General features: G+C 74.4%; 6 protein-coding genes. All 6 read left to right on the top strand.

The window, feature by feature from the left end; genetic code table 11:
• The first annotated feature begins 21 nt into the window (after positions 1-21).
• The 6 genes from J2853_RS04630 to J2853_RS04655 all read left to right on the top strand — a co-directional run bounded on the left by J2853_RS04630 (position 22) and on the right by J2853_RS04655 (position 26,036).
• Entirely contained in the window at positions 22-10,974 is a 10,953-nt protein-coding gene (locus J2853_RS04630; protein ID WP_307555300.1) for a type I polyketide synthase, read from the top strand.
• Between the two features lie 69 nt (positions 10,975-11,043).
• Positions 11,044-13,269, top strand: a complete 2,226-nt coding sequence (locus J2853_RS04635; protein WP_307555302.1) for a beta-ketoacyl synthase N-terminal-like domain-containing protein — start codon at positions 11,044-11,046, stop codon at positions 13,267-13,269.
• Positions 13,270-13,366: 97 nt separating this feature from the next.
• Complete coding sequence (locus J2853_RS04640) at positions 13,367-13,825, top strand: ester cyclase (RefSeq protein ID WP_307555304.1); 459 nt, start codon at positions 13,367-13,369, stop codon at positions 13,823-13,825.
• Between the two features lie 100 nt (positions 13,826-13,925).
• A complete protein-coding gene (locus J2853_RS04645; protein WP_307555306.1) occupies positions 13,926-16,619 on the top strand; it encodes an acyltransferase domain-containing protein in 2,694 nt (897 codons plus the stop codon).
• A complete protein-coding gene (locus tag J2853_RS04650) occupies positions 16,616-23,047 on the top strand; it encodes a non-ribosomal peptide synthetase (protein ID WP_307555308.1) in 6,432 nt (2,143 codons plus the stop codon). The genes J2853_RS04645 and J2853_RS04650 overlap by 4 nt, the downstream gene beginning before the upstream one ends.
• The gene (locus J2853_RS04655) at positions 23,040-26,036 is read left to right on the top strand and encodes a type I polyketide synthase (RefSeq protein WP_307555310.1); all 2,997 of its coding nucleotides are present in this window, start codon (positions 23,040-23,042) and stop codon (positions 26,034-26,036) included. Before J2853_RS04650 ends, J2853_RS04655 begins: the two co-directional genes overlap by 8 nt.
• The last annotated feature ends 8 nt before the right edge of the window (positions 26,037-26,044 follow it).

Below are 26,044 nucleotides of genomic sequence, written 5' to 3' on the forward strand. Positions count from 1 at the left end.
TCTCACGTAGGAGTGCGTCACATGTCGAACGAGCAGGTATTGCGCGACTATCTCAAGCGAGCCACGGCCGATCTGCGACAGACACGCCGGCTCCTCCGCGAGGCGGAGGAAGCGGCGCACGAGCCGATCGCGATCGTCGGGATGAGCTGCCGCTTCCCCGGAGGCGCCGACACCCCCGAGGACCTGTGGCGCCTCCTGGCCGCCGGTGGGGACGCCCTCACCGACTTCCCCGACGACCGAGGCTGGAACGTCGAGGACATCTACCACCCCGAGCCCGGCCAGGCGGGGAAGACGTGCACCCGGCGAGGCGGCTTCCTGCACGACGCCGGAGACTTCGACGCCGGTTTCTTCGGCGTCAGTCCCCGTGAGGCCCTCGCCATGGACCCGCAGCAGCGGCTCCTGCTCGAATCCTCCTGGGAGGTCTTCGAGCGCGCCGGCATCGACCCGGCGACCGTGCGCGGCAGCCAGACCGGCGTCTTCCTCGGTGTGATCTTCCAGGGGTACGGGCCGCGGCCCAGCGACCCCGGCGAGGATCTGGAGGGCTACCTGCTGACCGGCGGGACGACCAGCGTCGCCTCGGGCCGGGTCGCCTACACCTTCGGACTGGAGGGCCCCGCCCTCACCATCGACACCGCGTGCTCCTCCTCCCTGGTCGCGCTGCACCTGGCCGTGCAGGCGCTGCGCAAGGGCGAATGCTCGATGGCGCTCGTCGGCGGCGTCACCGTCATGGCCACGCCCGGAATCTTCCTGGAGATGAGCCGGCAGCGCGGGATCGCCCAGGACGGCCACTGCAAGGCGTTCGCCGCCGCGGCCGACGGCACCGGCTTCTCCGACGGGCTCGGCCTGATCCTGGTGGAGCGGCTCTCCGACGCCCGCCGCCTCGGCCACAACGTCCTGGCCGTCGTCCGCGGCTCGGCCGTCAACCAGGACGGCGCGTCCAACGGCCTCACCGCGCCCAGCGGCCCCGCCCAGGAGCGCGCCATCGAGCAGGCGCTCGCCGACGCCTGCCTCACCACCGCCGACGTCGACGCCGTCGAGGCCCACGGCACCGGAACCACGCTCGGCGACCCCATCGAGGCGCAGGCGCTGCTGGCCACGTACGGGCAGAACCGGCAGCAGCCGCTGCTGCTCGGCTCGGTCAAGTCGAACATCGGCCACACCCAGGCCGCCGCCGGCGTCGCCGGCATCATCAAGATGGTCATGGCCATGCGGCACGGCGTCCTGCCCAGGACGCTGCACGTCGACGAGCCGTCCCCGCACGTCGACTGGACGGCCGGCTCTGTCGAGCTGCTCACCGCCAACGTGCCCTGGCCCGAGACCGGGCAGCCGCGCCGGGCCGCCGTGTCCGCCTTCGGCATCAGCGGCACCAACGCGCACGTCGTCCTGGAGGAGGCACCCCCCGCCGACGAGCCCGAGGCCGAGGACGGCACCGAACCGGCGGCACCAGAACTGACCGCGCTCCGGCCGTGGACGCTGTCCGCGCGGAGCGAGCGGGCGCTGCGCGACCAGGCGGTCCGGCTGCTGGAGACCGTCCGCGCCGACCCCGCCCTCGACCCGGCCGACGTCGGCGCCGCCCTCGTCGCCACCCGCGCCGCCTTCGACCGGCGGGCCGTCATCCTGGCCGCCGGCCGGGACGGTTTCCTGGCCGGTCTCCAGGCCGTCGCCGACGGCGACGGCACCGCCGACGGCGCCACCCTGGTGCACGGCACCGCGGGCGATCCCGGCCAGGTCGCGTTCGTCTTCCCCGGCCAGGGCTCCCAGTGGGCCGGCATGGCCGTCGACCTGCTCGACTCCTCCGAGACGTTCGCGGCCAGCATCCAGGCGTCCGAGGAGGCGCTGCGACCCCACGTCGACTGGTCGCTGACCGGCGTGCTCCGCGGCGCCCCCGGCGCGCCCTCGCTGGAGCGGGTCGACGTGGTCCAGCCGGCCCTGTTCGCGGTCATGGTCGCGCTCGCCGCGCTCTGGCAGGCGCACGGCGTCACCCCCGCCGCCGTGGTCGGCCACTCCCAGGGCGAGATCGCCGCCGCCCACGTGGCCGGCGCCCTCACCCTCGCCGACGCCGCCAAGATCGTCGCCCTGCGCAGCAAGGCCCTGGTCGCGCTCGCCGGAACCGGCGGCATGGTCTCCCTCGCGCTTCCCGCCGACGACGCCCGCGCCCTGGTGGAGCGGTGGGACGGCAGGGTGGAGATCGCCGCGGTCAACGGCCCCCGCGCCACCGTCGTCGCCGGCGACGCCCAGGCGCTGACCGAACTGCTCGCCCACTGCGAGACCGGGAACGTGCGCGCCCGCCGCATCCCCGTCGACTACGCCTCCCACTCCGCGCACGTCGAGGCCATCAGGGAGGACCTGCTGCGAACCCTGGCCGGCGTCACCCCGGTCGCCTCGGCCGTCGCGTTCTACTCGACCGTCACCGGCGAGCGGCTCGACACCACCGGCCTGGACGCCGGTTACTGGTACCGCAACCTGCGTCACACCGTCGACCTGGACGGCGCCGTCCGCGCCCTGCGACGCGACGGGTACGGCACCTTCGTCGAATCCAGCCCGCACCCGGTGCTCACCGTGGGCCTGCAGGAGATCCTCGACGACGCCGGCGTCGTCGTCGGCTCGCTGCGCCGGGACCAGCCCGGCCCGGCCAGGTTCCTCACCTCCATGGCCGAACTGCACGCGCGCGGTGGTCAGGTGGACTGGCGGCAGGCCGCCGGCGGCACCCGGCTCGAACTGCCCACCTACCCGTTCGAGCGCACCCGCTACTGGCTCGACGCGCAGGCCGCCCCCGGCCACCCCGACGACGCGCTCTTCTGGGACGCGGTCGAACGCGAGGACATCCAGACCCTGGCCGGGACGCTCGACGTCGACGGCCCCTCACTCGACGCCGTCGTGCCCGCCCTGTCCTCCTGGCGCCGCCGCCGGCACGGCAAGGCCACCGTCGACGGCCGGCGCTACCGGGTGTCGTGGAAGCAGATCCCCGACGCGGGTACGGCCACGCTCACCGGCACCTGGCTGGTGATCACCCCCGGTGGCGGCGCCGACGGCGGCACGGCCGTCGCGGACGCCCTGGCCCGGCACGGCGCGGCCGTCCTGACCGCCGAACTCGCCGACCCCTCCGCCGAGAGCGTGCGCGAGCTCGTCGCCGCGCACGAGCCGAGCGGCATCGTGTCGCTGCTCCCGACGGACGAGCGGCCGGACGCCGCCCACCCCGCCGTCACCGCCGGTCTGGCCGGCACCCTCGCGCTGATCCACGGATCGGTCGCCGCCGGACGGGACGTCCCGATCTGGTCGCTCACCCGCGGAGCCGTCCGGATCGGTGCCGAGGACTCCGGCGGCAACGCCGCGCAGGCCCCGGTGTGGGGACTGGCGCGGGTCGCGGGCATCGAGCACCCCGGCATCTGGGGCGGCCTGGCCGACCTGCCGGCCGACCTCGACGACGCCGCGCTCAACCGGCTCTGCGCGGCCATCGCGCGGACCGGCGGCGAGGACCAGATCGCCGTCCGCCCGGCGGGCACCTTCGCGCGCCGCCTGGTCAGGGCGACCCCGGGGCGGACGGCCGAGCCGTGGCGTCCGGAGGGGACCGTCCTGGTCACCGGCGGCACCGGCGGACTCGGCGGGCACGTCGCCCGCTGGCTCGCCGACCGGGGCGCCGGGCACATCGTCCTGGCCGGACGGCGAGGCCCGGCCGCGCCCGGCGCCGCCGAACTCGAGGCCGAGCTGCGCGAGCGGGGCGCCCAGGTGACCGTCGCCGCCTGCGACGCCGCCGACCGCGCCGCCCTGGCCGCCCTCCTCGACGGGCTGGCCGCCGGCGGCACCCCGGTCCGGGCGGTCTTCCACGCCGCCAACGTCCTGGAGGACGGGCCCGTCGCCGCGCTCGACCCGGCCAGGATCGACGCCGCCGCCCAGGCCAAGATCACCGCCGCGACCAACCTGGACGAGCTCACCCGCGACCTGGACCTGTCCGCGTTCGTGCTGTTCTCCTCGCTGTCCGGCGTCCTCGGGCTGCCGGGCCAGGGCGGGCAGGCACCCGGCAACGCGTTCCTCGACGCCCTCGCCGAGAAGCGCAGGGCGAACGGCCTGACCGCCACGTCCATCGCCTGGGGGCCCTGGACCGGCGCCGGCCGCGACGCCGACGAGGCCGTGGCGGAGCTCCGCCACCGGCACGGCGTCCCGCCGATCCCGCCCGGCCTGGCGATCGAGGCGCTGCAGCAGGCCCTGGACCGGGACGAGACCACCCTCGTCGTCGCCGACATCGACTGGGAACGTTTCTTCCTGGCGTTCACCGCCGCCCGCCGCCGCCCGCTCATCGAGGACGTCACCGACGTCCGCGCGCTGCTCGCCGCCGGGGCGGGGGCCGGAACCGCCCCCGTGTCCGCGCTCGCCGGTCGCCTGCTCGGGCTCGGCGAGGACGACCAGGACGAGATCGTCCTGGACGCGGTCCGCGACCAGGTCGCCGCCGTCCTGCGGCACCCCACCACCGACGCGGTACGGCCCGACACCGCCTTCAAGGAGGCCGGGTTCGACTCCATCACCGGCGTCGAGCTGCGCAACCGGCTCAGCAACCTGACCGGCCTCAGCCTGCCCGCGACCCTCGTCTTCGACTACCCCAACCCGGCCGCGCTGGCCCGGTTCCTCCGCGCCGAACTCGCCGGTTCCCAGGCGGCGGCCGTCGTGGAGACCTCCCGGGCGGCCGACGACGAGCCGATCGCGATCGTCGGCATGAGCTGCCGCTTCCCCGGAGGCGTCAACTCCCCCGAGGACCTGTGGCGGCTCGTCGCCGACGGCGTCGACGCCGTCTCCCCGTTCCCCACCGACCGCGGCTGGGACCTCGACGGCCTGTACGACCCGGACCCCGACAGGACCGGCACGTCCTACACCCGGGCGGGCGGCTTCCTGGAGCGGCCCGCGCACTTCGACGCCGGGTTCTTCGGCATCAGCCCGAAGGAGGCGCTGGCCACCGACCCGCAGCAGCGGCTGCTGCTGGAGTCGGCGTGGGAGACCTTCGAACGGGCCGGCATCGACCCCGGCTCCCTGCGCGGCAGCCGTACCGGCGTGTTCGTCGGCATGACGTACCAGGACTACTCGGCCCGCCTGCACCAGGCACCGGAAGGGTTCGAAGGCCACCTGATGATCGGCAACACGCCGAGCGTCGCGTCGGGCCGGCTCTCCTACGTCTACGGCCTCGAAGGCCCCGCCGTGACGGTGGACACCGCGTGCTCGTCGTCGCTGGTGGCGCTGCACCTGGCCGTGCAGGCGCTGCGGAGCGGCGAGTGCTCGCTGGCCCTGGCCGGGGCCGTGGTCGTGATGGCCACCCCGGCGATGTTCGTCGAGTTCAGCCGCCAGCGCGGCCTGGCCCCCGACGGCCGCTGCAAGGCCTTCGGCGCCGGAGCCGACGGGTTCGGCGCGTCCGAGGGCGTGGGTCTGCTGCTGGTGGAGCGGTTGTCGGACGCGGTGGCCAACGGTCACCAGGTCCTGGCGGTGGTGCGGGGTTCGGCGGTGAACCAGGACGGCGCCTCCAACGGGCTGTCCGCGCCGAACGGTCCCTCCCAGCAGCGGGTCATCCGGCAGGCACTCGCCGCCGCGGGCCTGTCCGCCCGGGACGTCGACGCCGTCGAGGGGCACGGCACCGGCACCCCGCTGGGCGACCCGATCGAGGCGCAGGCTCTCCTGTCGACGTACGGGCAGGACCGGGAAGAGCCCCTGTGGCTCGGCTCGCTGAAGTCGAACATCGGTCACGCCCAGGCCGCCGCCGGGGTGGGCGGCATCATCAAGATGGTCATGGCCATGCGGCACGGCGTGCTGCCCAAGACCCTGCACGCGGACGAGCCCTCGCCGCACGTGGACTGGTCTGCCGGTGCGGTCGAACTCCTCACAGAGACCCGCGACTGGCCCGAGACCGGTCGTCCCCGCCGTTCGGCGGTGTCCTCCTTCGGGATCAGCGGCACGAACGCGCACGTGATCCTGGAGCAGGGTCCCGCCCCGGAAGAGGTTCCGGCCGGTTCGGGCGGTGTGGTGCCGTGGGTGATCTCGGCCAAGTCCGAGGCTGGGGTCCACGCCCAGGCCGGACGCCTGGCCGAGGCCCTCGCCGGCCGCGAACTCGACCCCGCGGGCGTCGCCCTCTCCCTGGCCGTCGAGCGCGCGCGCTTCGACCACCGGGCCGTCGTGGTCGGCTCGCAGCCCGAGGAGCTCCTGGCGGGACTCCGTGCCCTGGCGGCGGGAGAGCTCTCGCCCTCCGTCGTCCAGGGGGTCGCGGCCGGTGCCGGGACCAAGCGGGTGTTTGTTTTTCCTGGTCAGGGGTCGCAGTGGGTGGGGATGGCGGGGGAGTTGTGGGAGTCGTGTGCGGTGTTCGGGGAGCAGATGGAGGCGTGTGAGGTGGCGTTGGCTCCGTTTACGGGGTGGTCGTTGCGTGAGGTGGTGGGGGATCGGGAGGCGTTGGAGCGGGTGGAGGTGGTGCAGCCGGTGTTGTTCGCGGTGATGGTGTCGCTGGCGCGGGTGTGGCAGTGGCTGGGGGTGGAGCCGGATGCGGTGGTGGGGCATTCGCAGGGGGAGATCGCGGCGGCGTATGTGGCGGGGGCGTTGTCGTTGGAGGACGCGGCGCGGGTGGTGGCGGTGCGGAGTCGGGTGTTGCGGGCGGTGGCGGGTCGGGGGGCGATGGCGTCGGTGTCGTTGCCGGCCGATCAGGTGCGGGCTCGGTGGGGGGGCCGGGTGAGTGTGGCGGTGGTCAATGGTCCGGTGGCCACGGTGGTGGCCGGTGAGGTGGGTGCGGTTGAGGGGGTGGTGTCGGAGTGTGAGGTGTTGGGGGTGCGGGCGCGGCGGATCGAGGTGGATTACGCGTCGCATTCGGTGCATGTGGAGGCGGTGGAGGAGGAGTTGGGGGCGTTGCTGGGGGAGGTGGTGGCGGTGTCGGGTCGGGTGCCGTTTTATTCCACGGTGACGGGGTCGGTGCTGGATACGGCGGGGTTGGACGGGGGGTATTGGTATCGGAATCTGCGGCGGCCGGTGGAGTTCGAGCGGGCGGTTGGGGCTTTGGTGGCTGATGGTCATCGGGTGTTTGTGGAGGTGAGTCCGCATCCGGTGTTGACGGTGGGGGTGCAGCAGATTTTGGAGGCGGTGGAGGTCGAGGGGGTGGTCTCGGGGACGTTGCGTCGGGGTGAGGGTGGTTTGCGGCGGGTGGTGGGTTCGGTGGCGGGTGTGTATTCGCAGGGGGTGGGGGTGGATTGGGGTCCGTTGGTCGGGGGGGCGGGCCGGGTGGATCTGCCGACGTATGCCTTCCAGCGGGAGCGGTATTGGCTGGAGCCGGCCGCGGGGGGCGGGGACGCGGCGGGGTTGGGGTTGCAGGTGGCCGAACACCCCCTCCTCGGCGCCGCGGTGTCGCTGGCCGGCAGCGAGACCCTGCTCTTCACCGGCAGGCTGTCGTTGCGCACGCATCCCTGGCTGGCCGGTCACGCGGTCGCGGGAACGGTGCTGCTGCCGGGGACGGCCTTCGTCGACCTGGCGATCCACGCCGGTGATCACGTGGGGTGCGGCAGGATCGAGGAGCTCACGTTGCAGGCGCCCCTGGTGCTGCCCGACGACGCGGCCGTCCAGCTCCAGGTCACCGTGGGAGTGCCCGACGCGGCCGGACGCTGCTCCATCGGCGTTCACTCCCGGCTCTCCAACGCCGCCGACCACGACTGGACCTGCAACGCCACCGGCGTTCTCGCCCCCGCCGACCGGACCGAACCCGCTCCGCTCGCCGCCTGGCCGCCACCCGGCGCCGTCCGCGTCCCGGTCGAGGAGTTCTACCGGCGGCTCCGCGAGAGCGGCCTCGACTACGGGCCCGCCTTCCAGGGCCTGCGCGCGGCATGGCGGTCGGGCGACGACGTCTACACCGAGGTCACCCTCCCGGAGGGCGACGTCGACGGCTTCGGCATCCACCCCGCCCTCCTGGACGCCGCCCTGCACGGAATCGGGCTCGGCGCCCTGGACGAGGCCGACCCCGGCGCCGGCCTGATGCTGCCCTTCTCCTGGTCCGACGTCACCCTGCACGCCGGCGGCGCGACCGGCCTGCGCGTGCGGCTCAGCCCGGCCGGCACCGACGCCGTGTCGCTGGAACTCGCCGACCACGCCGGGCTGCCCGTCGCGTCGGTCGGCACGCTCGCCATGCGGCCCGTCGCCAAGGGCCGGCTCGGCAGCCACCACGACGCGCTCTTCACCGTCGACTGGACGCCCGTCCCCCCCGTCGCGGACGCCGTCCCCGGCGACTGGGCGGTCCTCGGGGCCGACCCGTTCGGCATCGGAGCCGCCGCCCACGGCACCCTCGGGGACATCGCCGAAACGGCGCCCGACACCGTGTTCGTCTGCTGCGACACCCCCGCGGGGGAGGTCGCCGAGGTCACCCGCGAGAGCGTCGAGCGGCTGCTCGGCACGCTGCGCGACTGGCTCGCCGAACCCGGTCTCGCCGCCGCCAGGCTCGTCGTCGTCACCCGTGGCGCGGTCGCCACCGCCGCGGCCGAACCCGTCTCCGACCTGGCCGCCTCGGCGGTCTGGGGGCTCCTCCGCTCGGCCCAGTCCGAGCACCCCGGCCGGTTCGTCCTGCTCGACCTGGACGGCCACCACGAATCCGTGCTCGCCGTCCCGGCCGCCCTCGCCTCCGGAGAGGCCCAGCTCGCCGTACGCGCCGGATGGCTCTACACGCCCCGTATCGCCCGCACCACGGCCCGGCCCGCGCTCACCCCGCCGGACGGCGTTCCTGAGTGGCGGCTGGAGGTGCGCGAGAAGGGCGGCTTCGACGCCATGGAGCTCGCCGCCGCACCCGCCGAACCCCTCGCGCCCGGGCAGGTACGGCTCGCCGTACGGGCCGCCGGGCTCAACTTCCGCGACGTCGTCATGGCACTCGGCATGGTGCCCGACGACGGGCGGCCCGCCGCGACCGAAGGCGCGGGCGTCGTCCTCGAGGTCGGCGACGGTGTGACCGGGTTCGCCCCCGGCGACCGCGTGATGGGGCTCATCTCCGGCGGCGTCGGCCCCGTGTCGTTCGCCGACCACCGCCTGCTCACCCGGGTCCCCACCGGCTGGAGCTTCGCCGAGGCCGCCACCGCGCCCGCCGCCTTCCTCACCGCGTACTACAGCCTGCGCGACCTGGCCGGCATCCGGCCCGGAGAGTCGCTCCTCCTGCACGCCGCCGCCGGCGGCGTCGGCACGGCCGCGCTGCAGCTCGCCCGCCACTGGGGCGTGGAGGTGTACGGCACCGCCAGCGCCGGCAAGTGGGACGTGCTGCGCGCCCAAGGGCTCGACGACCGGCACATCGCGTCGTCGCGGACGCTGGACTTCGAGCCCCGGTTCCTGGAGGCCACCGGAGGCCGGGGCGTGGACGTGGTGCTGAACTCCCTCGCCGGGGAGTTCGTGGACGCCTCCCTGCGGCTGCTGACCGCCGGGGGCCGGTTCATCGAAATGGGCAAGACCGATATCCGCGACGCCGCCGACCTCCCGGACGTGAGCTACCGGGCGTTCGACGTGATGGATCCCGGTCCGGAGCACGTCCAGCGGATGCTGGCCGAGCTGGGTGAGTTGTTCGAGGCGGGGGTGCTGAAGCCTCTGCCGGTCACGGCGTGGGACATCCGCCGGGCGCCGGAGGCGTTCCGGTTCCTCAGCCAGGCCCGCAATGTCGGCAAGGTCGTGCTGACCGTGCCGGCCGCTCTGGATCCCGAGGGCACGGTGCTGATCACCGGTGGCACGGGTGTGCTCGGGGCCGTGGTGGCCCGGCATCTGGTGACCGAGCACGGCGCACGCCACCTGGTGCTCACCAGCCGCACCGGAGGCGCGGCCGAACTGGCCGCGGAACTCACCGGCCTCGGCGCGCGGGTCCGGGTGGTGGCCTGCGACGCGGCCGACCGCGAGGCGATGACCGGGCTCCTGGACGGGATCCGGGCCGAGCGGCCCCTCACCGGGGTCGTCCACGCCGCCGGGCTCCTCGACGACGCCACCATCGAGAACCTCACCCCCGAACAGGTCGAACGGGTGCTGCGGCCCAAGGTCGACGCCGCCTGGAACCTGCACGAACTCACCCGAGGCGACGACCTGGCCGTCTTCGCGCTGTTCTCCTCGGGCGCGGGCATCCTCGGCAACGCCGGCCAGGGCAACTACGCCGCGGCCAACGCCTTCCTCGACGCCCTCGCCGCCCACCGCAACGCCGCGGGACTGCCCGGCACCTCCCTCGCCTGGGGGCTGTGGGCCCAGGCCGGTGGCATGACCGGCCACCTCGACACAGCGGACCGGGCCAGGATGGCCCGCAGCGGGATCCTGCCGTTCACCGTCGAGGAGGGTCTCGCGCTCTTCGACGCCGCGTGCGCCGGTGAAGCCGGCGTCGCCGTCCTCAGCAGGTTCGACCTCGCCGGTCTGCGCCGGTCGGCCGCCGCCGGGAACCTCGCCCCCGTGCTCCGCGCCCTGGCCGGCGGGCCCGCCCGCCGTACCGCCAGCGGAGCCGTCGACCTCGACACCCTCGCCGAACGGCTCAGCGGGCTCGACCCCGACGAGCGGCGCGCGTACGTGCTCGACCTCGTCCGCGGGCACGTCGCCGTCATCCTCGGCCACGCCGGGCCGGAGACCATCGAACCCGGACGGGTGTTCAAGGAGCTCGGCTTCGACTCCCTGTCCGCCGTCGAGTTCCGCAATCGGCTCAACGCCGCCACCGGCCTGCGGCTGCCCTCCACCCTCGTGTTCGACCACCCGACCGTGGCCGCGCTCGCCGACCACCTCCTCATCGAGATCGCACCGGACGCCCCCGGCACCCCGGTGCTCGCCGAGATCGCCAGGCTGGAGGCCGGCTGGGCGCTCGCTCCGTTCGACGACGACACCCGCGCCACCGTCGTCGCCCGGCTGCACGAACTGATCGCCCAGGTCGGCACCAACGGCGACGTCAACGGCGACGCCGCCGCGGACCGGATCAGCTCCGCCACCGACGACGAGATCTTCGACTTCATCGACAGGGAGCTCGGCATCGCCTGACCCGCCTCATCAACGGGGAGCCCGGGTCCCGCCTGATCCGCCGACCACCAGAACAGGGAAGTGAACAGCATGACGAACGAGGAGAAGCTCCGCGATTACCTCAAGAAGGTCACCACCGACCTTCACCAGACCCGCCTGCGGCTCAAGGAGGTCACCGACCGCGACGCCGAACCCGTCGCCATCGTCGGCATGGCCTGCCGGTTCCCCGGCGACGTCGAATCCCCCGAGGACCTGTGGCGGCTCGTCGCCGGCGAGGGCGACGCCATCACCGAGTTCCCCACCGACCGCGGCTGGGAACCCGGGCTCTACGACCCCGATCCCGAGGCGTCCGGCAAGTCGTACGCCCGCTCCGGCGGGTTCGTCGCGGGCGCCGGCGACTTCGACCCCGTGTTCTTCGGGATCAGCCCGCGCGAAGCCCTCGCCATGGACCCCCAGCAGCGCCTCCTCCTGGAAACCGGGTGGGAGGCCGTCGAACGCGCCGGCATCGACCCCACCACCCTGCGCGGCAGCCGCACCGGCGTCTACGCCGGCGTCGTCCACCAGGACTACCTCGGCCGGCTCGACCGCATCCCCGAGGAGTGCGAGGGCTACATCAGCACCGGCAGCTCCGCCAGCATCGCCTCCGGCCGCGTCGCCTACACCCTCGGGCTCGAAGGGCCCGCCCTCACCATCGACACCGCGTGCTCCTCCTCGCTCGTCGCGCTGCACCTGGCCGTCCAGGCGCTGCGCAAGGGCGAATGCGGACTGGCCCTCGCCGGCGGCGTCACCGTCATGGCCACACCCGGCATCTTCCAGGAGTTCAGCCGCCTGCGCGGCCTCGCCCGCGACGGCCGCTGCAAGGCGTTCTCCGACGACGCGGACGGCACCGCCTTCGCCGAGGGCGCCGGCGTGCTGCTGCTGGAGCGGCTCTCCGACGCCCGCCGCCTCGGCCACCGGGTCCTCGCCGTGGTCCGCGGGTCCGCCGTCAACCAGGACGGCGCGTCCAACGGCCTCACCGCGCCCAGCGGCCCCTCCCAGGAGAACGTGATCCGGCAGGCCCTCGCCGACGCCCGTCTCCAGCCCGCCGACGTCGACGCGGTCGAGGCCCACGGCACCGGCACCTCGCTGGGCGATCCCATCGAGGCCAGGGCACTGCTGAGCGCCTACGGCCAGGACCGGGCCGAACCGCTGTGGCTGGGCTCGCTCAAGTCGAACATCGGCCACGCCCAGGCCGCCGCCGGAGTCGGCGGCGTCATCAAGATGGTCATGGCCATGCGGTACGGGCTGCTGCCCCGGACGCTGCACCTCGGCGAGCCGTCCGCGCACATCGACTGGACGGCCGGCCACGTCGTGCCCCTGGAGCGGGCCAGGGCCTGGCCGGACGCCGGGCGGCCACGCAGGTGCGGGGTCTCCTCCTTCGGGTTCAGCGGCACCAACGCCCACGTCGTCCTGGAACAGGCGCCCGCCGAGGACGTCCCCGAGGCTCCGGCGGGCGACGGCAGGCTCCTGCCCTGGGTGGTCGCCGGAGTCGGGGAGGAAGGACTGCGCGCCCAGGCCGCGCGCCTCCACGCGTTCGCCTCCGCCGACCCGCGCCTCTCCGTCGCGGACGTCGCCCTCACCCTGGCCACCGCCCGCGCCGGCCTTCCCCGCCGCGCCGTCGTGATCGCCCGTGACCTCCCCGGTTTCCTCGCCGGGCTCGCCGCCGTCGCCGCCGGCGCCCCCGACCCCAGCGTCGTCCGCCCCACCTCCGGCGAACTCCCCGAGGGGGAGCCCTGGGGGATCGCCGCCGCCTACGCCGGCGGGGCCGAGGTCCGGTGGGACGCCGTGTTCGAGGGGAGCGGGGCGCGCGTCGCCGACCTGCCGACCTACGCCTTCCAGCGGGAGCGCTACTGGCTGGTCGACGAGACCGTCCGGGAGGCGCCCGCCGTGGAGGAGCCCCAGGCCGCGTCCTGGCGGTATCACGCCGTCTGCGCGCCCGTGCCCGACGACGCGCGGGTGCCGGTCTCCGGCAGCTGGCTGGTCGTCTCCGGGGCAGGCGCGGACGACGCGCTCGTCAGCGCCTCCGCCGGAGCCCTCGCCGGGCACGGCGCGCGAGTCCGTACCGTCGCGCTCACCCCGGGCGCCGACCGCCACGCGCACGCCACCTCCATCCGCGACGCGGCCGGCGGTGCCCGGGTCGACGGCGTGCTGTCCTTCCTCGCCGGTCTCGGCGGGGAGGACGTCCTGTCGCTCACCCGCGCCATGGCCGACGCGGGCGTCGACGCCCCGCTCTGGTCCGCCGGAAATCCCGGCGTCGTGGCCGCCGGATGGCACTGAAATGTAGGGGGTATTTAGGGGATCAATAAATTGGCCGGACATGCGAAAGTTAAATAGCCGGAAAGGTGAATACGTATAAACGATTCGGAGGATTGTCGTGGGAGAAGACCGTAGGGCCTGCGAGGAGAATCTGCAGAACTACATCACGCATGTCCTCAACGAGGGTCAGATCGATCGGCTGGGCGAATTCGTCCACCCCGACTTCATCACCCACACCGACGAGTCCGCGCTTGAGCTCGACGCCGAGGGCGACGACTTCGACGGCGTCCGCGACGGGATCGTCGAGCTGCGCGAGAAGCTGCAGCCGCACTACAGCGCCACCGTGACCAGGTGGGACGGCGACACCGCCCACCTGGCCTGGACCCTCGCCGGCACCCACGTGGGCCGCATCATGGGGTTCGACCCGACCGGGAAGTCCTTCGCCGTGAACTACACCAGCTGGTGCACGTTCAAGGACGGCAGGGCCATCGAGGCCAAGGGCGAATGGGACCCGGCCCAGACCCTGGCGGAGATCCGCAAGCAGATCGACGCGCAGCTCGTCGCCGACCACGTCTGACCGGATTGGCGACACCTGTTTCGCCGGTGCGTATCCGGCCACATCAAATCCGGTCATGACGACTATTTTCCCGACCATTGTTCGTGGGAGAAGCGGGCGTATGAACAGAGAAACAACCCCGGCCGACGCGGAGCATCCGACGACCGTGCTCCTCCCGTTGTCCGGCACCGACTCGAGGGCGGTCGCCGAACTCGCGGAGCGCTACGAGCGGGCGCTCGCCGACGACGGTGTCCGCCTGGCGGATCTGGCGTACACGGCGGGCGCGCTCAGCCCGCACACCGCTCCGCACGACGGCCCGCGCGCGGCCGGGGTGGTGGCCACGACCGGCGAGGCCCGGCAGTGGCTGGCCGACGTCAGCCGGCAGCCACCCGCCGCCGGCCTCGCACCGGTCGACGCCGGACGCCTCGTCCTCGTCTTCTCCGGCCAGGGCAACCAGTGGCTCGGCATGGGCCGCGGCCTGGCCGCGGAACCGGTCGCCGGGCGGGTGCTCGCCGAATGCGACGAGATCCTCACCCGGCTGGCCGGGTGGTCGCTCACCGCGGAACTGGCCGCCACCGAGGAGACCTCCCGGCTGGAGGACCCCGCGGTGCTCCAGCCCGTACTGGTCGCCCTGCAGACCGCCGTGGTCCGCCAACTCGAAAGCTGGGGGGTCGTCGCGGACGCCTGCATCGGCCACAGCCTCGGTGAGATCTCGGCCGCGGTCGCGTGCGGCGCGCTCACCCTGGAGGACGCCCTCTACCTGGCCGTCGTCCGCGGCGACCTGATGCGCGAGATCGTTGGCAGCGGCCGGACCGCGCTGCTGGGCGTCTCCGCCGAAGAGGCCGCCACCAGGATCGCCCGGCACGGCGGCGACGCCGAGATCGCCGCCTGGAACGCCCCACGGTCGACCCTGATCGCGGGAGCCGCCGCCACCGTGGGCCGCGTCGTGGACGAGCTCGCGGTCGAGGAGGTGTTCGCCCGGATGCTGCCCGGCTCCGTGGCTTTCCACAGCCGGTACGTGGCCCCCGTACATGACAAGATCACTGAGCTGGCCGGCGGCATCGTCGCCCGCGACGCGGGCACCACGATGGTGTCCACCGTCACCGGCGGGGTCGTCCCCGGCAGCGGGCTCGACTCCCGGTACTGGGGCGGCAACCTGCGCGAACCGGTCCGGTTCCTGCAGGGCGTCCGGTTCCTCGCCGACCAGGGGCACCGCGTCTTCGTCGAGATCGGCGCGCACCCCACACTGTCACCGTCGATCATCGAGTCGCTGGCCGGGACCGAGGCCCTGGTCGTCCCGACGCTGCGCCGCGGCGTGCCCGAGCGCGACGCGCTGCTCACCACCGCGGCCCGCCTCTACGAGGCGGGCGCCGCCCTCGACTTCTCCGCGCTGTCCCCGCCGGATCGGCGCGCCGTCCGCCTGCGCCCCGCACCCGCCCGGCGCGACACCGGCCCCGCCGTGACCGTCTCCCCCCGGGAGGCGTTCGGCGACCTTCCCGGCGGCCTGAGCCTCTGGCGCGGCACCGTCACCCGCACTCCCGCGCACGGCCGGTTCCACCTGTACGGCGAGCCCCTGGCCTCCTTCGCCCTGATCGCCGGCACCGCCCTCGCCGCCTGCCCGGCCGGGCCGTACGAGCTGGACGTCCGTCTCGCCGGCGGCCACGGTGCCGACGCCGTGGCCGCCGACGAGCCCTACGTCGCCTCGCCGGCCGGATCCGGGGCGATCGAGATCCACGCCCGGACCGGGGAGGGGCTCAGCCCGCGGGCCACCGGCGTCACGCGGCCCCGCACCGGAGAGGACCCCGGCCCGGTCGACGTCCACGCGCTCGCGGCCAGGTCCGGGACGCACCTGGCGGGCTCCGCCGCCTACACCGCCCTGGCCGAGGCCGGGCTGGTCGCCGACCACCCGCTGGTGCGAGACATCTGGCGCGGCCGGGGCGAGACGCTGTTCCGCCTGACCGCGACCACCGGATCGCCCGTCGACGTCATGGTCCACTGCGCCGTCCTGCTCTCCGCGATCCCCCCCGACGCCGACGCCGGTGTCGGTGTCGGTGTCGAAGGGGGTGCCGGACTGCCGGTCGCCCTCGACGCCCTGACCGTGGACCGCCCCGGAGCCGCGACCTGGCTCCTCCTCCGCGACCTCGACGAGCACGACCTCGACACACACCGCCTCGACACACACCGCGTCGACGAGCACGACCTCGGCGAGCACGCTCAGGGAGCGGGTCCCGGCGGTGGGACCGCCGGGCACTCGGTTCTGGTCCTGGACGCGTCCGGCGCCGTTCTCGCCGGTGCCGCCCGGCTCACCCTGCGGCACGTGCCGCAGGCCGTACTGGCCGAGCGGGCGGCCGAGCTGGCCGCCGCCCGGCGGGCCCGTGAGGCCGGTGCGGCGCTGGACCTGGCCGCGCTGGCCGGAGCCGACCTCGGCACCCGGACGGCCGCGATCGCGGACTTCCTGCGCACCGAACTCGGCCGGGTGCTGCGCATGCCGGCCGACCGGGTCGACCCCGACCGGCCGCTGAACGGTCTCGGCGTCGACTCGATCATGGGCCTGGAGCTGCAGGGCCGCCTGGAGGCGGCACTCGGCATCGAGGTGAAGGTGGTCAAGCTGCTCCGAGGCGACACCGTCACCGAGGTCGCCGCCGACCTGGCCGCCAGGCTCGACACCGGCACCCCGGCCGCCGCGGCCCAGGCCGCCGGGCTCGACGACCCCAGGGAGATCGAACGGCTCCTGGCCAACCTGGACATGCTCCCCCCGGAGGAGGTGGACTCGCTGCTCCAGCGCCTGGCGACCGGGGCGGCGGGAACGCTATGACCGAACAGATCGTGACGCCGCCGCCCGTGACGGCCGACCGCAGGGAGCTCCTGCGCGAGCTGCTCCGCAGCCGGGCCCTGCAGGCCGCCGACCACCAGCCGGCCTCCGCCGGCCAGCGCGCCCTGTGGCTCTTCGACCAGCTCCACCCCGGCAGCCCCGCCTACCACCTCGGCGGAGCCGCCCGGATCGAGGGCGCCTTCGACGCCTCGGCCATGCGGGCCGCCCTCGTCCAGGTCACCCGCCGCCACCCCGTGCTGCGCACCACCCTGGTCGCGGTGGACGGCGAGCTGCGGCAGCGCCTGTCGGGCGAGGCCACGGTCGAGTTCGACGAGCTCGACATGACCGGCTGCCCGGCCGAATGGGTCGACCAGGTCGTGGCCGAGTTCACCGAGCGGCCCTTCGACCTCGGACACGGCCCGCTGCTCCGTGTCCAGGTGCTGCGCCTCGACGACGACGCCCACCTGCTGGTCCTGGCCGCCCACCACGTCGCCACCGACCTGTGGTCGTTCGGCATCATCGCCGACGACCTGCAGCGCTTCTACACGGCCGAGGTCACCGGCGTCCCCGCCGACACCGCCGCCCCCGCGGCCGGCTACCTCGACTTCGTCCGCTGGCAGCGCGACCTCCTGGACGGGCCCGCCGGTCGGGCCGGAGGCGACTACTGGGAGCGGCAGCTCGAAGGGGAGGTCCCGCGGCTCGACCTGCCCCTGGACCGGCCCCGCCCGGCCCGGCCCGCGCACCGCGCCGCGGCCTGCTCCTTCACCCTGGACCGGACGCTGACCCTGGCGCTCAAGGAACTCGCCAGGCAGACCGGGGCGACGCCGTACATGGCGCTGCTCACCGTCTTCACCACGCTCATGCACCGCTACACCGGGCAGCGCGACATCTGGATCGGCTCGGCCACCTCCAGCCGGGGCCGCCCCGCCTTCCACGACGTCCTCGGCTACTTCGCCAACATCATGGTCGTCCGCACCAGGATCGAGCCGCGGCAGACCTTCCGGTCCCTGCTCGACCAGGTACGGAAAACCGTGCTGGACGGGCTGGAGCACCAGGACTTCCCGTACCCCATGGTGATCCAGCGGCTGGCCGAACGGCGGTCCGACTCCGGGTCGCCGCTGTTCGACGTGGCGTTCCACTACGAGTCGTCGCTGTCGTCGGCGCAGCGCGGCCTCTCGCTGATCGGCACCGGGTTCACCGACGCGGAGATCGCCGTCGGCGACATCGTCCTGCGCCCGCACGAACTGGCCCACCACGGCAGCGAGCACGACCTCACGCTGTTCGTCGAGGAGATCGACGACACCCTGTACTGCTCGCTCCGCTACGCCGTCGACCTGTTCGACCGGGCCACCGTCCGGGACATGGCCGACCATCTGACGGTCCTCGCGGGGGAGTGCGTGCGGCGGCCCGACGCCGGGCTCGGCACGCTGCCGATCCTCGCGCCGGACGAGCGGCACCGGATCCTCACCGCCTGGAACCGTCCCGACGACGGCGTCTCCACCTCGCGGTCGTGCGCCCACCACCTGGTCATCGCCCAGGCCGAGCGCACCCCCGACCGGACCGCCGTGGTGTGCGAGGACCGTTCGCTCAGCTACGCCGAACTGGTGGCGCAGGCGCGCCGGTTCGCGTCGGTGCTGCGGGCGCACGGCGTCGGGCCGGAGGTCAAGGTCGGGCTGAGCGCCGACGGGTCGTGCGACCTGGTCGTCGGGATGCTCGCCGTCCTGATCGCCGGCGGAGCCTACATCCCGCTGGACCCCGGATACCCGCCCAAACGCCTCGAATACATGATGGAGGACTCCGCCGTACGGCTGCTGCTCACCCAGCGGCGGCTGGCCGGCCGGCTCCCGGAGACGGGCGTGCCCGTCCTCTACCTGGACGACGACCACCCCGCCCCGAAGCCCGAACCGGAAGCCGTCGAGGCCACCGCGGACAACCTCGCCTACGTCATCTACACCTCCGGCTCCACCGGCCGGCCCAAGGGCGTGATGGTCGAGCACCGCGGCGTCGTCGACCTGGACCTGGCCCACCGGCAGGGCTTCCCGCCCGACCCGGACCGCCGGATCCTGCAGAACGCCTCGATCAGCTTCGACGTCAGCACCTGGGAGTGGCTGATGGCGCTCGGCTCGGGCGCCGCCCTGCACCTGGCCCCCCGCGCCGCGCTCCGCCCCGGCCCGCCCCTGATCGACGTGGTACGGCGGCGCGGCATCACCTCGCTCAGCGCCACCCCGTCGGTCATGGGCACCATGGATCCCGCCGACCTGCCCTCGGTCACCGAGCTGACCTCGGTGGGGGAGGCCATCACGGCCGAGACCGTCCGCGCCTGGGCGCCGGGCCGCCGCGTCGTCAACGCGTACGGGCCGACCGAGATCACCGTCTTCTGCACGCTGGAGCACTGCGAGCCCGACGGGCGGACCCCGGCGATCGGCAGGCCCGTCGCCGGCACCGAGCTGTACGTCCTGGACGACTACCTGGAGCCGGTCCCGGTGGGGGTGGTCGGCGAGCTGTACATCGGCGGCACCGGCGTGACCCGCGGCTACCAGAACCGCCCCGACCTCACCGCCGACCGGTTCGTGCCGCACCCGTTCTCCGACCGGCCCGGCGCTCGCGTCTACCGGACCGGCGATCGCGTCCGGTTCGGCCGCGACGGGCGGCTGCACTACCTGGGCCGCAACGACCACCAGGTCAAGATCCGCGGCGTCCGCACCGAACCCGGCGAGGTCCAGGCGGAGATCGTCGGGCACCCGGCCGTCCGGGAGGCGCTGGTGCTGGCCCGGCCGGCGCGCAACGGCGAGCTGCAACTCGTCGGCTACGTCGTCCGGCACGCCGGCGACGACACGAGCGCGGCGGCGATCCGCGACCACCTGGCGCAGCGGCTGATGCCGAACATGGTGCCCGCGCACCTGGTCCTGCTGGACGGGTTCCCGCTGAACCCCAACGGCAAGACCGACCGCGACCGGCTGCCCGACCCGGACGAGACGGCCGCGGACCGGCCCGCGAGCGGGGCCCCGCCGCGGACGGAGACCGAGCGGGAGCTCGCCGCCGTCTGGCACGAGGTGCTCGGCGTCACCGTCTCCGGCATCGACGACAACTTCTTCGAACTCGGCGGCCACTCGCTCCTCGCGACCCGGATCGTCACCCGGCTGCACCAGCTGCGCGGCGTGGAGATCCCCCTGCACGAGGTCTTCGACGCCCCGACGATCAGGACCCTGGCCGCCCGGGTGGAAGCCCTGTCCGGCGCCGCCGGAGCGCCCGAGCCGATCGAGCGGCGGCCGCGCGGCCCGGAGGGGCTGCCGCTGTCCTTCGCGCAGCAGCGCCTGTGGTTCATGGAGCAGCTGCGCCCCGGCGACCAGGCCTACCGCCTGGCCGGCGAGTTGCACCTCGAAGGCCGGTTGGACGCCGACCGGCTGCGCGCCGCGATGGCCCTCGTCGTCGGCAGGCACGAGGTGCTCCGGACGGTGTACCGCGCCCTGGACGGCGAGCCCCGCCAGTTCGTCCTCGACGTCCCCGCCGACCCGCTGCCGCTGCTCGACCTGGCGGGGACGCCGGAGGCCGACTGGGACCGGGTCCTGGGCGAGCGGATGCGCGAGTTCGACAGCGAACCGTTCGACCTCACCGCCGGGCCCGCCAGGGCCGTGCTGCTCAGGCTCGCCGAGGACCATCACGTCGCGCTCCTCGCGCTGCACCACATCGCCGGCGACGGCTGGTCGATGCGCGTGCTGGTCGAGGAGCTCACCGCCTGCTACCGGCTGCTGAGCGAAGGCGGCGCCCCGCCGCCGGAGGTCGCGGTCCAGTACGCCGACTTCGCCTGCTGGCAGCGCGACCGGCAGGACAGCGAGGACGGCGCGCGGGCGCTCGGCTACTGGGAGCGCCGGCTGGCGGGCGCCCCGCCCGCGATCGAACTGCCCGTCGACCGCCCCCGCACCGGGAGGCCCGGCCGCCCCCGCCGGGTCACCAGGGAGCTGGAGACGCCGCTGGTCGGCGCGTTGCAGCGGCTGGCCTCCGGTGAGAACGCGACGCTGTCCATGACCCTGCTGGCCGCGTTCAAACTGCTGCTGTCCCGCTGGTCCGGCCAGGACGACGTCCTCGTCGGCCTGCCCGTGGCGGGCCGCCTGCGCACCGACGTCGAACGCGCCATCGGCCTGTTCGTCAACACCGTGGTGATCAGGACCGACACCGGCGGCGATCCCACGTTCCTGGACCTGCTCCGGCAGGTACGGCAGAGCGTCCTGGAGGCCGACGCCCACCAGGAGGTGCCGTTCGAGCAGATCGTCGAACGCCTCGCCCCCGACCGCGACGTCTCCCGCACCCCGATCTACCAGGTCGTCTTCAACATGATCAACCTGGACGAGCTGGTCGTGGACATCCCCGGCATCGACGCCTGGGTCACCGAGACCGAGGACGTCAGCCCCCGCTTCGACCTCACCCTCTACGCCAAGCCCTACGACGGCGCCCTGACCCTCGACGTGGTCTGCGACGGCGACCTCTTCGCGGCCGGCACGGTCACCGCCCTGCTGCGCCAGCTGGAGGCCCTGCTCATCCAGGTGACCGCCGACCCCCGCCGGCCGGTCGACGAGCTGTCCCTGGCGGCGCCCGAGCCGGACGCGCGGTCGCACCCGGCCGGAACCGGGGCCCCGGTCCACGAGCGGTTCCTCGCCGCCGCCGGCCGCCACCCCGGTGCCGCGGCGCTCCACCACGACGGCCGTACCGTCACCTACGGCGAACTGGCCGGCCGCGCTGAGACGCTGGCCGCCGCGCTGCGCGAGGCGGGCGTCGGGCGCGGCGACCGGGTGGCCGTCCACGCCGGCCGCGATCCCGGCCTGGTCACCGCGCTGCTCGGTGTGCTCCGGGCCGGGGCCGCGTTCGCCGTCCTGGACCGGGACCACCCGCTGCCCCGCCGTACCGCCGCCGCCGGGAAGCTCGCGGCCTCGGCCTGGCTGGACGCCACCGGCGCGACCGGCCCGCCCGGCGTGCTCGGCCCCCCCGTCCCGTTCGCCCTCGCCGTCGCCGACCTGCCCCACCGGCCGGGCCCGGAGGAGCCCTTCCCGCCGGTACGGCCCGCCGACACCGCCTACGTCGCCTTCACCTCCGGATCCACCGGGACGCCCAAGGCCGTCGTCGGCTCGCACGCGCCGCTGGCGCACTTCCTGGACTGGTACACGACGACGTTCCAGGTCGGCCCGGACGACCGCTTCGCGCTGACCTCGGGGCTGAGCCACGACCCGCTGCTGCGTGACGTCTTCGTCCCGCTGTCGATCGGGGCGAGCCTGCACGTGCCCCCGCCGGGCCGCCTGGCCGACCCGGGCGCCCTCGCCACCTGGCTGGCCGCGAGCGGGATCACCGTCCTGCACCTCACCCCTCCGATGGCCAGGTTCCTGGCCGGCGCCGCCGACGCCGCGCTGCCCGCCCTGCGGTACGTGTTCTTCGGCGGCGACCTGCTCACCGAACGCGAGGTCGCGGTGATGCGCCGGATCGCCCCGCATGCCGCGCTGGTCAACTTCTACGGCGCCACCGAGACCCCCCAGGCACACGCCTACCACGTCGTCGGCGACCTGGCCCCCGGGCAGAGCGTGCCCCTCGGCCGGGGCGTCCACCCCGCCCGGCTCCTCGTGCTGCGCGGCGGACGCCAGGCGGGCGTCGGCGAACTGGGCGAGATCGTCGTCCAGAGCCCCCACCTGGCCGACGGCTACCTCGACGACCCCGAGGCGACCGCGGAACGGTTCGCGGACGGCCGCTACCGCACCGGCGACCTGGGCCGGCTCCAGGCCGACGGCACCGTCGCCTACGCCGGACGGGCCGACCGGCAGGTCAAGGTGCGCGGGTACCGGGTCGATCCCACCGAGGTCGAGACCTACCTGCGCACGCAGGCCGCGGACGCGTACGTCACGGCGGGCGTCGACTCCTCCGGGGAGACGACCCTCGTCGCCTATGTCGTGGGCGCGGACGACCCGGCAGGGCTGCGCGCCCGGATCGGCGGCGCGCTGCCCGCCTACCTGGTCCCGGCCCGGATCGTGCCCGTACCGGAGCTGCCGCTGACCGCCAACGGCAAGGTCGACGTCACCGCCCTGGCCGCCCTCACCCCCGACACGCCCCGCGAGGCCGCGGGGAAGCCGCCGGCGGCCGGGCTGGAGGAGAGGCTCGCCCGGCTGTGGTGCGACCTCCTCGGCCTGGACCGGGTCGGCAGGGACGAGAACTTCTTCGACCTCGGCGGCCACTCGATGCTCATGGTCAGGCTGCAGGCCGTCCTCGGCGAGGAACTCGGTCACGAGCTCGCCGTCGTCGACCTGTTCCGCAGCCCCACCGTGGCCACGCTCGCCGCCGCCATCGAACGCCCGCCCGCCGGCTCCGCACCGCCGCCGGAAGCCGGTGCCGAGCACGCCAGGAAGCGTGCGGACCGCAGGAGACGACTCAAGCAGGGACACCACAATGGCTGATCACGCGATGGACGACGACGGCGACGAGCTGGAGCGGATCGCGGTGATCGGCATGGCCTGCCGGGTTCCCGGCGCCGCGAACGTCACCCGGTTCTGGGCCAACCTCGTCAACGGCACCGAGTCGATCGAGATCGGCGACGTCCCGCCCGGCATGCCGCCCGGTTACGTCCCCGCCACCGGCCGCCTGGACGGGGTGGAGGACTTCGACGCCGAGTTCTTCGGCATGACGCCCCGCGAGGCCGAGCAGGCCGACCCGCAGCACCGGCTGTTCCTGGAGCAGTGCTGGGCCGCTCTGGAGGACGCCGCCTGCGACCCCGCCAGGTACCCCGGCCGGATCGGAATCTGGGGCGGCTGCTCGTTCAACACCTACCTGGTGCTCAACCTGCTGCCGCGCCTGAGCGGAGGCGGCGTGCCCATGGAGTATCCGGCCTCGCTCCTGCACGGCAACGACAAGGACTACCTGACCAGCAGGGTCGCCTACAAGCTCGGCCTGAGCGGGCCGGCGGTCACGGTCCAGACGGCGTGCTCCACCTCCCTGGTTGCGGTCGCCCAGGCCTGCCAGGCGCTGCTGGACTACCAGTGCGACACCGCCCTGGCCGGCGGCGCCTCGGTGAAACTGCCGCAGGACCTCGGCTACCTGTACGAGAGCGGCGGGATCCAGTCGCCCGACGGCCACTGCCGCGCCTTCGACGCCGACGCCGCAGGCACCGTGTTCACCAACGGGCTCGGCGTCGTCGTCCTCAAACGGCTCTCCGACGCGATCGCCGACGGCGACGTCGTGCACGCGGTCATCCTCGGCAGCGCCGTCAACAGCGACGGCAACCGCAAGGTCGGCTACGCCGCGCCCAGCGTCGACGGGCAGGCCGAAGCCATCGCCGCCGCCTACCGGGCGGCCGAGATCAGCCCTCATACGGTCGGGTACGTCGAGGCCCACGGCACCGGCACCGCCGTCGGCGACCCGATCGAACTGGCCGCCCTCGACGAGGTCTTCGGCCGGGCCGGAGCCGCCCCGGGATCGGTCGCCATCGGGTCCGTCAAGACCAACGTCGGTCACCTCAACGCCGCCTCCGGCGTCATCGGCCTGATGAAGGCCGTCCTCGCCGTACGGCACGGCCGGATCCCGGCCAGCCTCAACTACCGCCGCCCCAACCCCCGCGCCGGCCGCAACAGCCCGTTCGCCGTGAACGACACGCTCCGCCCGTGGCCGGAGCGGGACGGCCCGCGCCGCGCCGGCGTGAGCTCCTTCGGCGTCGGCGGCACCAACGCCCACGTCGTCATCGAGGAGGCGCCCCCCGTCCGCCCCCCGGCCACGCCCGCCCGGCTCCACCAGGTCATCACGGTCTCCGCCCGGACCGGCCAGGCCCTGACCGAGGCCCGCACCACCCTGGCCGCGACGCTCACCGGCCCCGTGGACGCCGGGCTGGCGGCCGTCGCCTCGACCCTGCAGCGGGGACGCCGGGCGTTCGCGCACCGGGTCGCCGTCGTCTGCGCCGACCCCGCCGAGGGAGCCGCCGCGCTGGCCCGTGCCACCGGGAGAGTCGCCGTGGAGCGGCCCTCACCGGTGTTCCTCTTCCCCGGTCAGGGCAGCCAGTACCGCGGGATGGCCGCCGGGCTGCTGGAGTCCGAGCCGGAGTTCGCGGCGCAGGTACGGGCCTGCGCGCGGATCCTCGACCCGCTGATCGGGCACGACCTGGCCGAGTTGCTCGCCGTACCGGCGGGGCCTGGTGAACCCGACCCGCTGGTGGCCACCGAGCTCGCCCAGCCGGCCCTGTTCACCGTCGAGTACGCGCTGGCCCGCTGGTGGGAGTCCATCGGGGTGCGCCCCGTGGCCATGCTCGGTCACAGCATCGGCGAATGGGTGGCCGCCTGCCTGGCGGGCGTCTTCACCCTGCCGGACGCGCTCACCCTCGTCGCCGCCCGAGGACGCCTGATCGGTGCGCTGCCGCGAGGCTCGATGCTGGCCGTCGAACTCACCGAGACGCAGGCCCGCGCCTACGAGGCGCAGGGGCTCACGATCGCGGCCGTGAACGCGCCGGCCCGGTGCGTCCTGTCGGGCCCCGCCGAAGCCGTCGAGCGGGTCCGGGCCGAACTCGTCGAACGCGGCGTGGCCGCCCGCCCGCTCGCCACCTCGCACGCCTTCCACTCCGGCGCCCTCGACCCCATGGTCGCGCCCTTCGCCGACCTGGTCGCGGCCGTGCCCCGGCAGGCGCCGCGCGTCCCGTTCGTCTCCAACGTCACCGGAACCTGGATCGGCGGAGCGGAGGCCACGGATCCCCGCTACTGGGGCCGGCAGGCCCGCAGGGCCGTCCGGTTCGCCGACGGGATCACCGCCCTGCTCAGCGTGCAGCGCCCGATCCTGCTGGAGGTGGGGCCCGGCCGCGCGCTGGGCCGCCTCGCCGCGCAGACCGCCGGGACCGGTACCGCCGTCGTGGGGACGCTCCCCGGGGCCGGCGGTTCGGGTTCCACGCCCGCCGCGCTGGCCGGCGCGGTCGCCGCCCTGTGGGAGCACGGCGCCGACCTCGACTGGGCCGCCTACCACGGCGGCGCCCCGAGGGCCGCCGCGCAGCTGCCCGGCTACCCCTTCCAGCGCCGCCGCCACTGGATCGACCCGCTGGACGCGCCCCCCGCCCCGCTTCCCGCGCCGCCCGCCACCCCGGCCGTTTCGCCCGCTCCCGCCGCCTCCGTCGCCTCCGCCGCCGAGCCGGTGGAGGTCGCCGGCGCGGAAGCGGAGACCGACGAGCTCACCGGGCGGATCCTCGCGCTCTGGCGTGACCTCCTGGGGTTCGACGAGCTCGGCGTCACCGACGACCTGTTCATGCTGGGCGGCGACTCCCTCGTCGCCACCCGGCTGATCTCACGCGCCGACCGGCTCTTCGACGTCGAAGTGCCGCTCGACGAGTTCCTGGACGAGCCCACGGTGAGCCGGATGGCCGCCCTGGTGCTGGCACGACTGGACTCCCCGTACCTGGCAGAAATCGGAAAGGTGTGAAACACGAT

This window comes from Streptosporangium lutulentum (assembly GCF_030811455.1).
GTDB classification, from domain to species: Bacteria; Actinomycetota; Actinomycetes; order Streptosporangiales; family Streptosporangiaceae; genus Streptosporangium; species Streptosporangium lutulentum.

Bases quoted from the DNA above. Each gene is read 5' to 3' on its own strand.
- J2853_RS04635 (WP_307555302.1), top strand. From the start codon at position 11,044: ATGACGAACGAGGAGAAGCTCCGCGATTACCTCAAGAAGGTCACCACC.
- J2853_RS04650 (WP_307555308.1), top strand. From the start codon at position 16,616: ATGACCGAACAGATCGTGACGCCGCCGCCCGTGACGGCCGACCGCAGG.
- J2853_RS04655 (WP_307555310.1), top strand. From the start codon at position 23,040: ATGGCTGATCACGCGATGGACGACGACGGCGACGAGCTGGAGCGGATC.
- J2853_RS04645 (WP_307555306.1), top strand. From the start codon at position 13,926: ATGAACAGAGAAACAACCCCGGCCGACGCGGAGCATCCGACGACCGTG.
- J2853_RS04630 (WP_307555300.1), top strand. From the start codon at position 22: ATGTCGAACGAGCAGGTATTGCGCGACTATCTCAAGCGAGCCACGGCC.